Annotated in this window: 17 protein-coding genes and 1 pseudogene; 7 read left to right on the top strand and 11 right to left on the bottom strand. The window is 60.0% G+C overall.

Annotation, left to right across the window (positions count from 1 at the left end; translation table 11 throughout):
* The first annotated feature begins 231 nt into the window (after window positions 1–231).
* From OKW43_RS38130 to OKW43_RS38120, 3 genes are all read left to right on the top strand, one after another.
* Window positions 232–636 carry a hypothetical protein gene (locus OKW43_RS38130; RefSeq protein WP_429453737.1) on the top strand — a complete coding sequence of 135 codons (405 nt, stop codon included), beginning with the start codon at window positions 232–234 and terminating at the stop codon, window positions 634–636.
* A 235-nt stretch (window positions 637–871) separates the two neighbouring features.
* Window positions 872–1,114 (top strand): DUF2795 domain-containing protein, encoded by a 243-nt coding sequence (locus OKW43_RS38125; protein WP_429453735.1) that lies wholly within the window; start codon window positions 872–874, stop codon window positions 1,112–1,114.
* Window positions 1,115–1,196: 82 nt separating this feature from the next.
* On the top strand, window positions 1,197–1,715 hold the full coding sequence (locus tag OKW43_RS38120) for a PRC-barrel domain-containing protein (protein ID WP_429454750.1): 519 nt from the start codon (window positions 1,197–1,199) through the stop codon (window positions 1,713–1,715).
* Between the two features lie 70 nt (window positions 1,716–1,785).
* Here the strand turns inward: OKW43_RS38120 and OKW43_RS38115 are convergent, their stop codons facing one another.
* On the bottom strand, window positions 1,786–1,914 hold the full coding sequence (locus tag OKW43_RS38115; RefSeq protein WP_429453733.1) for a hypothetical protein: 129 nt from the start codon (window positions 1,912–1,914) through the stop codon (window positions 1,786–1,788).
* Between the two features lie 602 nt (window positions 1,915–2,516).
* On the opposite strand from OKW43_RS38115, the gene OKW43_RS38110 reads away from it, so the two are divergent.
* Window positions 2,517–3,623: a patatin-like phospholipase family protein gene (locus OKW43_RS38110; RefSeq protein WP_429453731.1), complete on the top strand. Its 1,107-nt coding sequence runs from the start codon at window positions 2,517–2,519 to the stop codon at window positions 3,621–3,623.
* Window positions 3,624–3,931: 308 nt separating this feature from the next.
* Here the strand turns inward: OKW43_RS38110 and OKW43_RS38105 are convergent, their stop codons facing one another.
* From OKW43_RS38105 to OKW43_RS38080, 6 genes and pseudogenes are all read right to left on the bottom strand, one after another.
* A complete protein-coding gene (locus tag OKW43_RS38105) occupies window positions 3,932–4,138 on the bottom strand; it encodes a hypothetical protein (RefSeq protein WP_429453729.1) in 207 nt (68 codons plus the stop codon).
* Between the two features lie 115 nt (window positions 4,139–4,253).
* Complete coding sequence (locus OKW43_RS38100; RefSeq protein WP_429453727.1) at window positions 4,254–5,681, bottom strand: IS4 family transposase; 1,428 nt, start codon at window positions 5,679–5,681, stop codon at window positions 4,254–4,256.
* A gap of 101 nt (window positions 5,682–5,782) precedes the next feature.
* Window positions 5,783–6,250, bottom strand: a pseudogene (locus OKW43_RS38095) (UPF0149 family protein); the annotation flags it as partial.
* Between the two features lie 108 nt (window positions 6,251–6,358).
* Complete coding sequence (locus OKW43_RS38090) at window positions 6,359–6,682, bottom strand: tyrosine-type recombinase/integrase (protein WP_429453725.1); 324 nt, start codon at window positions 6,680–6,682, stop codon at window positions 6,359–6,361.
* A complete protein-coding gene (locus OKW43_RS38085) occupies window positions 6,679–7,089 on the bottom strand; it encodes a DUF2442 domain-containing protein (protein WP_187639576.1) in 411 nt (136 codons plus the stop codon). Before OKW43_RS38085 ends, OKW43_RS38090 begins: the two co-directional genes overlap by 4 nt.
* On the bottom strand, window positions 7,076–7,294 hold the full coding sequence (locus OKW43_RS38080) for a DUF4160 domain-containing protein (RefSeq protein WP_429453723.1): 219 nt from the start codon (window positions 7,292–7,294) through the stop codon (window positions 7,076–7,078). Before OKW43_RS38080 ends, OKW43_RS38085 begins: the two co-directional genes overlap by 14 nt.
* A gap of 603 nt (window positions 7,295–7,897) precedes the next feature.
* Between OKW43_RS38080 and OKW43_RS38075 the strand changes: the two genes are divergently transcribed.
* The 3 genes from OKW43_RS38075 to OKW43_RS38065 all read left to right on the top strand — a co-directional run bounded on the left by OKW43_RS38075 (window position 7,898) and on the right by OKW43_RS38065 (window position 9,440).
* On the top strand, window positions 7,898–8,260 hold the full coding sequence (locus OKW43_RS38075; protein ID WP_187639578.1) for a hypothetical protein: 363 nt from the start codon (window positions 7,898–7,900) through the stop codon (window positions 8,258–8,260).
* Between the two features lie 76 nt (window positions 8,261–8,336).
* Window positions 8,337–8,555 carry a DUF1643 domain-containing protein gene (locus tag OKW43_RS38070; RefSeq protein WP_429453721.1) on the top strand — a complete coding sequence of 73 codons (219 nt, stop codon included), beginning with the start codon at window positions 8,337–8,339 and terminating at the stop codon, window positions 8,553–8,555.
* Window positions 8,556–8,579: 24 nt separating this feature from the next.
* Window positions 8,580–9,440 carry an IS5 family transposase gene (locus OKW43_RS38065; RefSeq protein WP_090812218.1) on the top strand — a complete coding sequence of 287 codons (861 nt, stop codon included), beginning with the start codon at window positions 8,580–8,582 and terminating at the stop codon, window positions 9,438–9,440.
* Between the two features lie 707 nt (window positions 9,441–10,147).
* Here the strand turns inward: OKW43_RS38065 and OKW43_RS38060 are convergent.
* From OKW43_RS38060 to OKW43_RS38045, 4 genes are all read right to left on the bottom strand, one after another.
* Window positions 10,148–10,960 (bottom strand): class I SAM-dependent methyltransferase, encoded by an 813-nt coding sequence (locus OKW43_RS38060; protein WP_187639509.1) that lies wholly within the window; start codon window positions 10,958–10,960, stop codon window positions 10,148–10,150.
* Between the two features lie 178 nt (window positions 10,961–11,138).
* The gene (locus tag OKW43_RS38055; protein ID WP_187639508.1) at window positions 11,139–12,620 is read right to left on the bottom strand and encodes a M81 family metallopeptidase; all 1,482 of its coding nucleotides are present in this window, start codon (window positions 12,618–12,620) and stop codon (window positions 11,139–11,141) included.
* A gap of 189 nt (window positions 12,621–12,809) precedes the next feature.
* Window positions 12,810–14,033 (bottom strand): ISL3 family transposase, encoded by a 1,224-nt coding sequence (locus OKW43_RS38050; protein WP_133665288.1) that lies wholly within the window; start codon window positions 14,031–14,033, stop codon window positions 12,810–12,812.
* A gap of 361 nt (window positions 14,034–14,394) precedes the next feature.
* Window positions 14,395–14,874, bottom strand: a complete 480-nt coding sequence (locus OKW43_RS38045; RefSeq protein ID WP_187639200.1) for a porin — start codon at window positions 14,872–14,874, stop codon at window positions 14,395–14,397.
* Window positions 14,875–14,901 lie beyond the last annotated feature (27 nt).

The raw sequence follows: 14,901 nt of genomic DNA, 5'->3' as shown, positions 1-14,901 counted from the left end.
TTCGTCTGCGCACTGACTGCTACGGGAAACGGGCCGGTTCGAGTCTGGTCGGTCGCACCCTTACGTATACGAAACAGGCGTGCGAATCTTTCCGTGTGTACAAAAGACGTTTTGCCTATTTTTGTACAGTGCGTTGAAGGCCGTACGTAACCGGTCGTTTCGTACAACTCCGTGCGGTGCCGCGTTCGTCGTTACTTCACAGTGAAGCCATGTCGAACTACGATTGAAGTTATGAACACCACTCTCACGCGGATGAACAGCATGCTCTCGCAAGGCTTCGCCGACATTGCATCTCCCGGCGCCTATATGGACGACTGCGGTTTGTGGCTGGTCGTCACCGATCTCGACGCGTGGTATGAGCTGCGCGACGGCACCGCGCGCCCCACGTATATCGGCGACGTCTCAGACATCACACTCGAGCAAGCGCGCGCTGCGGCCGCAGCCCTGCGCGATGAGCGCGCCCGCAAGAATCGCGAAGAAGCAGCCCGGACCGTGCAGGCGCAACGTGATGCGTGGATGCGCTACGTCGCGCAGCAGAACGACGAGCGTCTGCAGTACCGCCACCCACTCAAGCCACAGCACCTTCATCGGGTGATGAACGCGTGGGTAGCTTTGTCGCTGGCGGCAGCTTCATGAGTGCCGGTCTGCTTACGCAGGAGATCGTCGATACCGCAGGCCCTTGGCGGGTATTACGACGGCGACGGAACGCGCCTCGAGCTGACCGTGACCGCCGGCGGCAAAAGGCGGCAATACCATGTGCGATCGGGGCGTTGGTTATCTAAAAACACACAGAAGTAGACCCGCTTCCTGCGTATCTTTCCTGCGCGGGATGCAGGCGCCCAGGCACGCGTGATGCGGCGGTCAATATATCTTGTCCCCGTCCACGAACCGATGCCGCACCACGCCACACGCGCGCAGGACCATCATCATCCGGGCGAGCCGAATCCCGTGGGGGCGGCGCAAGCTTTTTCCGACGAGGACACGCGAGAAACCGCTGGAGACTGCGCGCCGCAATGGCGCGAATCAAGTCATCGTCGATCAGCTCAACGACCTGCCCGACAAGAATTACCACCGCGCGGTCGCAGTCTCCCGGCAGATCTCGAGAACGCAATAGTTGTCGTCGTGATTAGCGTCACGCAACCGCGTAGCGTAGTTTCATCAAGCCATTGTTGATAAGCAGGAGGCCTATCATGAACTTGACCAATCAGTCCGCCACGGAAGGCGGTGCACAGATCGCGCGCACGAGCGGCGATCCGGCCGACGGCCCGGGCCCCGATGTGATGGCCGCGGCGACGCTCGACGGCAATACCGTGCTGAGTGCGGACGGCGACGATGTCGGCAAGATCAAGGACATCATGCTCGACGTGCGCACCGGCCGCGTCGCATACGCGGTGCTGGCAAGCGGCGGCTTTCTCGGCATCGGCGGCAAGCTGCTCGCGATCCCCTGGCGCATGCTGACGCTCGACACATCACGCGAATGTTTTGTGCTGTCGGCATCGTCCGAGCAGATCAGGAATGCTCCGGGCTTCGACACGCATAACTGGCCGGCGATGGCCGATCCGGAATGGGCCACCACCGTGCATGCGTACTACGGCAGCGAGCCATACTGGAGAGGCCGTGCGGAAGCACCCGTCGACGAGCGCGGCGATATGCGGATCGGTGAGAGCGTTGCGGATTCACCGGCGTCGCCGGAGCGAGGGGACGTCAAACTTTAACCCTGGCGACGACCACGTCGCGCGGGCGTAAAAACCGGCGCATCGCCTGAAAACGGTGCGCCTGCCGAATCTAACCAAAACATTGCGTCACCTCAGAGGCTTTGCCGTGACGTAGCATGTCGAAGGCGGCACACGCGAGCTTGTGCGCAAGCACCTTCATGACGACCGCGGCCATGCGCCAGGCTTTTTTCGCGCTCATGGAAGCGCCACGCCTGCGGACAGCAGCGCATCGCAATGGCGGCAGGCTCGATGAAAGCCCAGGAGAGATACTTGTTGCAGTTCTTTGCGTTGCCTTCACCCTTTCTTCTTGCCGTTCCAGATGTTTGCGAGGGTCACGGCACGTTCGCGTGGGCGCCTGCGGATCGCACCGGTCGTCTCAAGATGAATGGGGCACCTTAATCCAAGGGGCAGCGACGCGCCGGCCGGGGAACACCATGCGCTTGGTGGGAGAGACATCGCCTCGCGCCTCCCGCGACCGGCCCAGTGCAACTGAACCACACGACGCGGCAAATGAATATCGTCAGGATGACGAATCTAACCGGAGCTGAGTAAGCTGTGACACGTAGTCGCTCAAGGCAAGACACTATTCCTGATCAGGTCGTGTTCTGACCAGCCACGCAAAATGTGCAACCAAGGTTACCTGGCCTCCTACCCGGCTGGGTTCATCGAGGTAAGAAACACTAAAGTCCAGGCGGGCATCTGTCACATTGTCAAAGACAGCGGCGGCTGCACGCGCCCGTTGACACTCGCGAGGGTTATCCTACCCCACGCAGTTGATCTTACTCACGAAGGTGCGCCCCAATGGCGCCGCGACGGAGGCAGACGATGCCAGCAAATGATCCTCCAAAGACGGTATGTCTTGCCCTGCAGGGCGGTGGCGCACATGCCGCGTTCGGATGGGGTGCGCTCGACCGATTGCTCGACGAAGTCGAGGCCGGACGGCTGCGCATCGTCGCCATTAGCGGCACGAGCGGGGGTGCGCTCAACGGCGCAGCGTGCACAGCCGGCCTGAACCGGAGTACCGCGCACGCGCGCGCGAGCCTGACGCAGCTGTGGGAGCTCGTCGCCGGGAACTCGCACTGGTCGCCCGTGCTTAACTGGCCAGTTTCGACGTTCCACTCGCCGCGCGAGTGGAACGTCGATTACAACCCGTTCGTGATCGTCCAGGGCATGGCCCAGCAGGTCAGTTCACCTTATCTGGCGCCCTGGCTGCGCGACCAGATCGGCACGATCATGGATACAGTAATTGGAGACTACGGGTTGCTTCAGCAACCAGACGGGCAGGCGCCGCAGCTTTTCGTCGCCGCTACGAATGTGAACCGCACCGCGCTGCGCATATTCGGCCCCCCCGATCTCTCCTCGTCCGCGCCGTTGATGGCGTCCACCTGTTTTCCGACGCTCTTCGAAGCGGTGGAAATCGACGGTGAGTTCTACTGGGACGGAGGCTACATGGCGAACCCGGCGCTCGATCCACTGCTTGCTCACGGCGACGATCTGCTCACGGTCCTGATCGACCCACTCGTGACCGACGGGCCGCCGACGTGGCCCCGCCAGATCGTCAACCGCATCAACGAGGTCAGCTTTGGTGCCTCCTGGGTGCTGGCGGTCCGGCAGATCGGGCTGGTCAACGACCTGATCGCCAGAGGCTTTCTCACGGGCGGCGGCTACACACAAAAGCGCTTGCATGTGATTCGGGACGATGCACTCATGAATGAGATCGGGGCAGCCTCGAAGGACACGCCATCGCTGGCTTTCTTCCGCGCACTCCGCGAGGCCGGTGTGCACGCCGCGGATCGGTGGATCGAGGCGCATTTCGATGACATTGGCGTGAAATCGAGCTTCGACCTCGACGACGAGGTCAAGAAGCGCCTGAAGGGGACCCAGCAGGCGCAGCGCGCCGCGCAATAACTCCGGGTCACGCCGTGTACCGCAAACCGCAACCTGCGCATCCTCGTATTTCCGTAACCGAACCCAATCTACCGCTCGTGCAATAAGCGCGAGGTTGATGAAGGCGACGAGCATCATGCCCAGTTTGACGAATCTGGAGGAGATGCGCAGATGCGCCGAGCAGTTCTGCTCGGTTCGCGGGTGTGTCATGCGGCTGGGGACTGCCGACAAAGTGTGAGGCGGCGACCGTCACTTGCGGTTGTGGTTCAAATCCCGTGGACAATCCATCGGGTTCTGTGGAGAAACGCCTCGTTTCGGGCAATCCGAACTCAATCGCCACGGACGGCCAAATTTCGGTCGGAGACTCCGCCGAACATGAAGCTGGACACGCTAACGCCGCCAGAAAAATTGGCCTCGCGGTAGATCTCCATGGCAATGTCGTCTTCGGCAGCACCGACGGCGACTATCAGCGGCAGCACATGCTCTTCGCGCGGGTGGGCCCGGCGCACAGCTGGTGCAGCTTCCCAATCCATCAAGCGGCGCGCTGCTGCGGAGCGATGGCTGTGAGCGTGCGCTGCAGCCTGGCGTCGAACGCAACGGAGGTGTCCTTCGCTGCCGGGCCGAACGGTAAGCGGCTCGCGATGCTTGCAATTACCCACATCCGTTCCGGGCGAGCTCATATCCGAGTTGAATGTCGGTAAGGCGCTGCATGCCGCGCCACATAACAGTATTGCCGGGAGGCGCGTCGTTGGCTCTGGCCAGATAACCGCCAAGGCGTGCGACCCGGATGAGGTTTCGTAAGAGCGGTGGCCCCTGGGCCGTAGGCGGGAGGTTTGGGATGAGTCGCTCGAGCAGTTCAATTTCGGTTGATGTGAACACCGTCTCAGACGAAGCTTGTGGCGCGCAACGACTAATCATGGTCAGCCAGAATATGCGCCAACTGAGAATGCAAAATATCGAGATCAGGTTTGCCAGCCGATCGGCTGTGCGCAGCTTCGAGTCCTCCGCCTTGCATCCCGACTTGAGAATCTTGTGGAACGTTTCGATCTTCCAGCGCATGGCATACCAGTCGAGCTTCTCGATTGCTTGCGCACGCGACTGGACGGGGAGATTGGTCAGCAGCTTCCATTCAATGCCGGCGCGCCCGGGCGGTACATCGCGCTCATGCGCGTGGATTGCTGTGAGCTGCAGCGCGGGATAACGATTCTGCTTGCCGATAGGCGGTAGCACTGTGATTCGCTGGTAACGAAGCTCAAGCGTCACTGTCGCTGGGCGCCCCTTCGCATCGCGAATCTCGACGCGATGCAATCCTTTAACCTTAACCTGTTCCATTTCGTGCGCGATGGTATGCTGGCCATCGCCAGCAAGCCGGTCAACACAGGTTCGCACGAGAAAGTACGTGGACAGTTCATGCGCCGTACAAAACAGTTCATAAATGTCGCTTTCCCGATCGCCCACGTGAATGCAGCGCACAGGATCGCCGAGCAGCGCCGTTGACTGACGCATGTTCTCCAGCCAGCGATAGCTTTCCTTCTGCTCAATGGGTACCCGTGTAGGATTGATGTGCCGCTTGAGCGCCGCCGTGCCCTTGAACTTGTGCCTGGTCCAGAACTTCACCGCTGCCAGACCCAGCGGCAATCCTTCGGCGGTGACAACCAGACTCGAATGCATCAGGATTCCGCATTGTGTGAGCGGCTGCAACAAACCATGTCGGCCATGCTGAACAGATGTCTTCCCTGTGTAGCCAACGAGTTCCGGGCGCTCGCGCTGATACGAGAACGTTGTCGTATCTTGCAGCACGAGAATAGGGCCTGGCGTTGCCTTGAAACGATCTGCACTCGCCTGAAAGTGACCACTCAGGATGTCCTGTTCGCTGACGCGATCATTAGACAGGAACCGGTACGCCGCTTTGGTCGCGGCCCAATCCTGACAAGCGAAGGGAATCGTTTGGCCCATGCCCGCCCACAACTGTTCCAGCACAACGCCAAAACGCTTCCGTAGTCTGGTGTCCTGAAATTCGCTTGCCTGAACTTCTTCGCCGAGCCAACTTCGTTCGTCCGCCTGTCGTTTGCCGGCCATATCGCTCGCACATGAAACGTGATGTCGGCCAGGTTACCAGGTTTCTCGGCGAAAATGTGGGTAATTGCAAGCATCGCGAGCCGCTTACCCTCCTCCGTGCCGTACAGCATGATCACCGTGAACCATTCAGGGTGCTCCGCGAGCACCGGCGCCCACGCTGTCCGATCGACGGCAATACTTTTGTAATACCCCTCGCACCAGTCGTCGATGACCGAAATCACTCGCCCATCTGATTCGTGTTCAAGGATGAGCGGTTCGTACCCGGCGGAGGCATCGTTCAACATGTCGTTGACGCTATTCCAGTGCCGGATGATCAGCCCGACGATGCCTTTTGACTCGTCAGCACTGGCAAACGTCGGCAGGTCCTGGCCATGCTCCGCATCCCAGATCCAACCCAGCATGGTGCCAGGCATCATCAGGTTTGGCCCCGAGGCGAGCGCTGTCATAAACCCGTCCATCATCGAAACGTCCATTGCCGCATCGGGAGCGGAATCGCTGGTCAGGAAATCATCAAGCTGATCGATTTCTGTTTCGTTCAGCGGCAATGTGGGTGCGATTTCGTCTTTCATGGATTCTCCAGCAAGCGCCTGCGATCGCGGGTCCGGTTCGACGGCCCCGCGTGCGTGCCTGTCCGTCCTGCGCTTCTTCGCCGCCGCGGCGCCGTTCGAGTCAATATGTCACTTTAAACGTCGGCGAATCTCTTCGGGGCGGCTCTTGCGTCGGTCGTAGATCCGCGTGGTCGCGATGTTCGCGTGGTCGAGCCATTCCTGCACCGTCGCGATGTCGGCCTCATGCTCGAGCGCGTTGGTCGCGGCGGTCGCGCGCAGGCTGTGCACGCCGAAGCCGTCGATCGCGATCTTCGCCTGCGCCGCGTACGCGAGCACGCATTTATAGACGCTGATCCGCTCCAAGGCCGTCGCCGCGACTTCCTCGAGCATTGCCTCCTCGACGAGGAAATCGTCGAAGTTGCCGCCAATGTGCTTACTGGGACTGTTCGTCATGCGTGCACCTCTTGGGCTTTGCGCGGACGTCCTCCCTTCTTGCCGTTCTCGCGCGCGGCGGCCGCCTTCGCTGCGGAGCGTGTCGCGCCCGCCACGCGTGCGGCTTGCTTCATCCACGCCTTAGAACCGTAGATGCCTTCAAAAAGCGCGGGCACGTACACGTCGGCGTCGAGGCGCGGGAAGTGCAGGCCCCATCCGGCCGGCGTGATCTCGATCTTGCTCAGGTCCGTAGCGCTGGCGCGCGCAAGCCCCTGAATCAGGCGTGCGGGTACCGCGAGCGTCACGCCGTTGTCGAACTCGACCTCGAGCTTCCCGACAGACGGGCGATAGCGCGCGGCGACGGCGCGCGGGCCTAGTTCCTTGCCGGCCTTGCGAGCGGCGGCGATCAACTCTTTAGTAATGGCCATGATGCTTTCTCCATGCCGCACAAAAGGCGACGATCGCGGGCTCGATGAGGCTCGCTATGCGATATATCGTCCGGTCTGAAACCTTCCCGGCGATGTTCCTGACGTCCAGCGGTCCGTTCGGGCAGTTGAGGTTAAAGACGATCTCGAAGCCGGCGCCGATCACGTGGACGTGCGCTGGTCGGTGGTCCGCCGTGTAGATCACCACGCGGTAGCCGTTGATCGTTGCTATTGTGGGCATACGCCGATGATAAACCTAACGGATGGGTTTTCGCAACGTCGCGGTGTCGCTGCGCCGCCCTGCCCTGCCTGTCGACCAGACCAAGCAACACGTGCGCCGACGCCTTGTCCGGCGTGCCTTCCCGTGATGCGACGCAGCGAAAGCCCGTAAGATCATGGACTTGCGTGGGATTCGCCGGCGGTTATCCACAGGCTCATCAACTTTTTCGGTGCATAACCTTGACGAAACGTCATGCCATAGGACGATTATCAATGCCCGCGCGGATCTTCAGACGTGGCGTGTATGTGGATAACACAGCGCTGTTGAGGCTCAGAAGGCGATCGTCGACGACTTCGTCAAGTGGCAACTGACACCATAAGCAAGTAGTTCGCCGGAGCCAATCCATCGGCGCGATGACAAGCCCACCCGCGTGTTCTGACGATGCCCATGTCCGAGCTAGACTCGAAGCACATCACCTGCCCTTTTGACAAGCCAGACGGCCCGGCCTTGATGTGCGCGAGCCTTGGGGCAAGTTCTCGGCGTCGATCCGTGGGTGCAGGTGGTTAAATTTTGCCCAATAGAGCCGACCCGATGAGCGCTCTATTCGTGATCAAGCCGTGGCAGGTCCGCGAGCGTTCGGCCCGCATCGGAATCACCGACCACCATTTCGATGCCTACGCGTCCGGCCTCGTCGACGACGCGCCGGACCTCTGGACCAGCGACGCGCTGTCCATCAAGCGGAAAGACTGTTACGACAGTGTCGCCCTTGGCCAGTGCGTCTACCACTTCAATTACAGGCGATGCGTACGGCGCGACCTCAAATTGTTCTCCGCTCAAGGACACCTGCCCCCAAAGCACGTGTGTGATCCTGTGCGAATTCCCGTCCATCCGAACCGCCGTTATAGCATGGACTGTCATTTCTTTTCCTCCCTTGCTGGGGAAATCCTAGCATGAGCGCAACCATCAGCCATTTCGTCACTTACCGATACCGCGAGCCGGCGACGCACCCTTCGACGACCGTGGGCAGACGATGTTCCTCATGCTGAACCCGAGCGCGCCCAACGCCAGTTGCGACGACCCGACCATCAGGCGCTGCCGCTCGCGAACCTCGCAAGGCCGCAAGCGGCAGCATGCGACCCTAAGCGGCCAGATAATTCTGTCAACTGGTTGCGGGTTTTCGACGGCCGTGAAATTTGTCTGCAAGCCGCGCCAGGACTGGATTTCAGGTCAGAGTAGCCAGATCGGCTAAAGTCCAGATTTCTGGACGCAGCGAATGACCCGAAGCCCATACTGGCAAGAGATTCCAACAAGATTGCGCCTGGAGCAGTTCGAGCAATTTGTCTGGCCGCATCTGAGCCTGGGCCGTCGCGGACCTCCCCCCACGCTGGCCTTGCACAAGATCTTCAACTACATCCTGCAGGCACTGTACATGGGTTGCCAATGGAAGATGCTGCCGATCGACAGGAATGCAGAAGGTCACCCTGAAATTCACTATACGCGCATCTACCGCACGTTTCGTCGCTGGCAGGCCGATGGTTGCATCGATGCCATCTTTTCGGGCTCGGTGCAGCAACTTCATCAGGACCAGCTGCTTGACCTTTCGGTCATCCACGGCGACGGCACCACGACGGCGGCGAAGAAAGGCGGCGACAATCTCGGGTATAGCGGGCACAAGCATCTGAAGGGCGACAAGGTGGTGGCCTTGTGCGATCGCAACTGCAATGTCATTGCTCCATTCATCAGCGCTCCCGGCAACCGCAACGAATCACCGCTGTTGCGCGACGCGCTGCCCAGCCTTACCGCCATGGCCCGCGCCATTGGCGCGGACCTGCACGGTTCAATCGTCAGCCTGGATGGCATCTACGACTGCAGGGCCAACCGCAAGGCGATCTTCAATCGCGGCATGACCCCGAACATCCCCGAGAATCCGCGCGGACGCAAAATACCGAAGCGGGGCCGCAAGCAGCGCTACGATCCGGCCATCTTCGAGGAGCGCTTCAGGACCATTGAACGGGTCTTCGCCTGGGAGGACAAGTTCCGCCGTCTGCTGCTGCGCTTTGAACGTATCAGTGACGTTCACTACGCGTTCAAGACGCTTGCCTATACGATGATTAACCTGCGCCACTACTGCTGAACCAGCGCGGGGCTCGCACTTCACTGACTGCGGTACGCGCCGTGATTGCTCACGCCTGTTGCATTCGCATTCCTGATCATAATGCAAACTCCGATATCGAGATACCAGTCGCTTTTCACAACGATGTTCCTGGCTTCGCACGATTACCAACGGTCATCGTAGTTCTTCCGTTCGCAATGGACGGAAACGCGCAACCAGTTGGCGGCGACTGCGGATCCCGAGCGCAGAGCAGGCTGCTCGTGTCATGGACGATCGCCACTCTTGGCTGAGTCGTGTCAACTGCGACAGCGCGGTCGTTCTGCCGCCAATCTGTGATGTCCAGACGGTGGCCGGCGCTTGCCTAACCGTTTTCCCACGCTAACTGCCGTTACCGCAGCCTTGCAGCGAGGGGGAGAATTGTCGCCGGACGACCCGCCGGCCACAACCGCCCGACCGCATCCAGCTTTCGTGGCATTAGGGGTTCAGCTGCTACGTCACGTGGGGTTGGACGCCCGGCAGTTTGCATGTGGCGTCATCGGGCAGAAGCCGGCCAACTCCCGACGCTCACTTAGGCAATATCAGTGACCGCTATAGGGTAGGCTACGGACATTCGTTACGCCGGAGGGGGGGCGGAATGTGCGATATCTTGCGATCCTCGCAGCATGCCCGAACGCCGTTATGCCAGTGTGCCTATGAACCTTGGGTAGCCGGAAGTTGCGGCGAAGTCTCTAGATTTTTCGCGCAGAAGCCAGCACGGCGGGCATCGGTACCCGAACCTCTCCGTCAACTCGATATTCCGCCGCGCTTTCAGACACTGCCTCTTCAATTAACGCCAACGCTTCCGGCGTTTGCGCCTTCAGGATTGCGGCCACGCGCACTCCACCGCGCATTAGGGCGTGAAATGGGGTTTCTGGCGCGCGAATACGCCAGATTTGGGCGACGTCCTCGACCTTCGGCTCAACGAAGCAGGCTTCGAGCAGTACGCGCTCGCATTCACGCCAGTCGCTGAAGCGAAAGAACGGGGGCGCCTGCGGAAGATCAGCGTCTAGGTTGCCGTGTGCTGCTATCGCTTTAAGGACCATGTCGATTCCGGCGCACTTTTCCGGGCTGGCCCAGACGGTGAAAGCGATTCTTCCGCCCGGACGCAGTACGCGATATGCCTCCGAAAGCGCCTGTTCGGGATGGGGGAAATGGTGCCATCCGAAATTGCTGCCTACCGTGTCGAAGCTCTGGTCGGCGAACGGCAGCGCTTCAGCATTTCCGAAACGAAATGCGAGCGCGGGATAGAGTCTTCTTGCCTGCTCGACCATCGCGGCTGCGAAGTCGACGCCGACAACGTTCGCCCCTCGTGCCGCTGCCGCCGCAGCGAGATAACCGGGACCTGTCGCGACATCAAGCAGGTGCATGCCGGGCTGGAGATTGAGCGCATCAAGGAGTGCTTTAATCGATTGATCTGTTAAGGTCGCGTAATACGCGTGATATGGTTGGGCAAGCTTTTCCCAGCCTTGTCTTTCGAAAGCGCTGAATGCATCCTCTTCCATGTTAGTGTCTCCAAAGGTTGCCTGCCCAAAGTTCCCAACGGGTTTATCTCTGCGCCGCTAGAGTCCCCTGCGAAGGCATCAAACACCGGGCGTCGTATAGCGCCAGAAGCAGTGGAATCCTCGATAAAACGACGCGATCGCACATGGACAGTGCAGGGGGGCGCTGGTAGGACGTCGTCTATAGCACTTCGACGCCGGGCCTCAGCTTTTCATAGTGAAGCTGGTGCAAGTCAGCAATGTTGGGTCCCGAAGCGGCGACAACGAGAATCGCATCGGCCAGTGAAGCAAAGTCGGCCCGGAATTGCACCGTACTCTTGAGCATGAGAATGCGATATTCCGCCGGATCGGCACCGACATGCCGGAACATCGCCCGGTCGCCTGCCTGCTGCTTACGGGTGGACACCACGATCTCGACGGCGTCGGGGCCCCCGCATCGCACTCGGGCCATCGGCCCGAGGCTCATTCGACAGCCGCGATAAAATGGACCTGTACCGAGGAAGGAGCCGCTGCCCAACGCAAGGACTTCAAACGGTGCCTGCAAAGGCGGAGCACCTGTCGTGCTGTCCGCTGCCCCCAAGGGCGCATCAAGAACCGCGCCGACGCCAGCTTCCGTGGCCAACCGTACAAATTCAGCGTCGGTCAGCACACCAGCACAAACCCGTCTGGCGCCCCTTCGTACTAACTCACGCAAGATGTCAGTTGTATCGCCGTTACCACCTCCGCCCGGATTGTCTTGCGAATCGGCAAGTATCACGGCGCCTGCAGCGGGGCGGCTAGCGTACTGCATTGCCAATTCGACTGCCTCTGCCGGCGTGTACAGGCGTCCGCAAAAACCGCTGCGCTTCTCTAGAACGGCTTCGTTCAACCGGTTGACGACGGCTTCGACCACCCTTTGATCGGATCCGTAAGCAATGACACTCGGGCCGCTGTCATAGGTATCCGCGAGCGGAAGACCCGGCAAAAAATCGGCGGAGACCAGATCAACCGACTCCATGGTCGCACCGAGAGTGGACAGACTGCACATCGGTTCGGTCAAGGTGCTTTGCCATGGAACAGGGATCAGGAAAGGGAGTTGCCGATAGCCTTTGTACAGGTCAAGACCCGCGAGCAGTGGGGCCATCAGCTTCAGCGCCCGATGTCCCGTTTGCGCCATGTCGACGTGAGGGAAGGTGCGATAGGAAACGAGGCCGCTCGCAATTTCGACCATAGCCGGCGAGACGTTCGCATGGAGATCCAACGCTGCGACAATCGGCAGTTTTGCCCCGACCAGCTCACGCAAGCGTCGGAGTAACTCGCCCTCTCCGTCGTCCACGTGCTCGGCCACCATAGAACCGTGAAGATCGAGGAAGAGACCATCAAGCGGCCCTGCATCGTGGATCATGCGGCAAAGCATGAAGCAAATGGCTTCAAATGCGTCCTCGGTTACCATGCCGGACGGATTCGCCGACGCCCACAATAGCGGAACCAGTTCGTGAGACGATCGCGCCGCGGCGATAAATCCTTCGACGGCAAGGTTGGCGTTAGCTACCGCATCGAACATTTCGCGCCCGACGAGCAAACCCGGCCACGCATCAGCCTGAACAAACGTTCTGAACGTGGCCCGCGTGGAGGCAAATGTATTCGTCTCATGCAAGAAGCCAGCGATTGCTATCCTTGCCATGCGATTACCTTTCGGTGGGTAGGCGTCCGCCGTTGGTTAACTCAGCTGCCGCGCAGTCAGATATAAACGCTTCCTTGAATGCGGAGAAAAGGCCTCTGGAGGCACCGGACATGTGTTCATGTAAAGTCGCCTTCCGCTGGTCAATCAAGCTAATTTGGGCTATTTCAAAAGTGGAGTGGGTAATGCGGCTCACGAGGCATGTGGATTGAAGGCCGAGAAGTCGAGCTTGCCTGCGATCAGGAACAGCACGGTCCGCATGGTTTTGAAGCTGGCGTATCCGCGCGCCTTGCGCTTGGCAGCTTGAAACAAGCCGTTGATCGCTTCAATGAAACCATTGGTCTGGCGCGTCTGGGCCCACGCGACGATGCCGTCGAAATGACGAAGAATCATGCGTGCGACGTCCTTCATGAGCTCGACCTTGGAACGCATGACGTTGCTACACCACCGGCGCAACATCTTGGAGACTACATGGATTTGCTTGCGATCGAGTATCTCGCGCAGCTGCTCGCGGTACATCCAGGCACGGGCGGTGCGGTTGGTGGTGTACTGGCTGATCAGCGCTTCGAGATCGGTCAGTTGCGCGAGATTCAGCTTGTCAGCATCTTTGAGCAGCGACCAGCGCATGCCCTTCAGTGCAGGATCAGCCTTCTGCTGCTCGCGGCGCACACCATCGAGTGCTTTGGACGCGTGCGCCACCACATGAAACTTGTCGAACGTCACACGTGCATCGGGCAGATGCTCGTCCACGCCCTTGATGAAGGCGGGGGACATGTCGATGCTGACCGATTTGATCTGCGCAGGCGATGCGTTGTGTTGCTCCAGGTGATGGGCAAAGCGTTCGACGACGCCTGCATCCTTGCCTGGCGTGACGAAGACCACGCGCCTGCCATCCATGTCAGCGACGAGCGAGACATAGTCGTGGCCACGTCGGCACGAGGTTTCGTCAATGGCCACCGCAGTGACTTCGGACAAGTCAGTGGCGGCCACGGCCATATCCACGTACCGATCACATATGGCCTTCACGCGATGCCACGACAGGTTCACCAGACGAGCCACAGCCGCAAATGTCATCTCCCGGCACAACGTCAGCACGAGCGCTTCAAACAGCAGCGTAAAGCCATCCAGCTTACCCATCCAGTCAGGCTCCACGAGCCGCACCGAGCCGTCCGGCAAGCGCACACGCGGCACCCGTACCTCCAGATAACAGTCAAACTGGAAGAAATTGAGGTGGCGCAGCCGTTTGATGACCGTGTCGTGCACCGGGTGTTCGCCCGGCACCCCGGGGTAGGCAAACCGGCTGCCCGCGACAAAGTCCACGGCAATCGTCAGTTCCGTGCTGAAATCGACGCCTTGCACATACCACGGCGCGTTGATTCCCAGGGCCGCCTCAAAGAGTTGGGTTTGGTTCGTCATTGTTCGCATTGTCTTGCAGGGCTGGTTGCAGCATTCTGCCGCAACCAGCCCTATGCCAGCTTACTTGCGCCACGCGCGTCAAGTGTTCGCTTCGCCGGGCTGACGCCCGCACTTGACCCGGCAACCACCCACTCGAGATTCGAAAGAAGCCTAATTTGCGACGCATGAAGTAAGTGGCACACGTAGTGCTCACGATGCTAGGTGGAGCGAATCTATATCCTGTAAAGGGCGGAGGTGTGAGGAGGTTGGGAGGTTGGAGCGGCGGGACATACCTCTTCGCTCTCCAGATGTCGTTGAATTCTCTTAGCGCCCGATCGGAAGACCCATACGCGAGCGACTGCAGCAGCTGTCCGAGCGACCACTATTCCCTCATATCATCTGCCCAGAGGCAAGAGCGCTGACCCGTGAGAGATACCTGCCATGAGTTAGTCGGCGCAGCGCCGACGCCCAAGGGGTCCACGTAGTACAGGATCGTGTTTGCGGTCGTGTACTGGCGGCCGAGCGCGAGTTCGCCGTATCCATCGTGGCCGAGCTTCACGTACGCCTGGCGGCTGAAGAGCTGTCCCTGCTGGTCAAGCTTGCCGCTTTTCGCAAGGAAGCCGTTTTCGAGCCTGAATCCCGCTTTCCAGCCACCCCCGAGATCCTCGTTGCCCAAAAGGCCAAACCGGCTGCCTGCCAGAAAGCCCTCATTGCCCTGCTGGAGCGACCAGGTGGAATCACCGGCCGGATTAGTGTGCGTCTGATAGCTCACCGCCTCATCAATTACCCCATACAGCGTCACAGCGGAATGCGCGTGCACACTGGCGCCCATGGTCAGCGAGATGGCGGTGCATTGCTTCATGATTTGTAGTGTTCTCCCTGATTACCT

This window comes from Paraburkholderia sp. WC7.3g (assembly GCF_050436345.1).
Classification (GTDB): Bacteria; Pseudomonadota; Gammaproteobacteria; order Burkholderiales; family Burkholderiaceae; genus Paraburkholderia; species Paraburkholderia podalyriae.
This window is presented reverse-complemented; position numbering and strand designations above follow the sequence as displayed.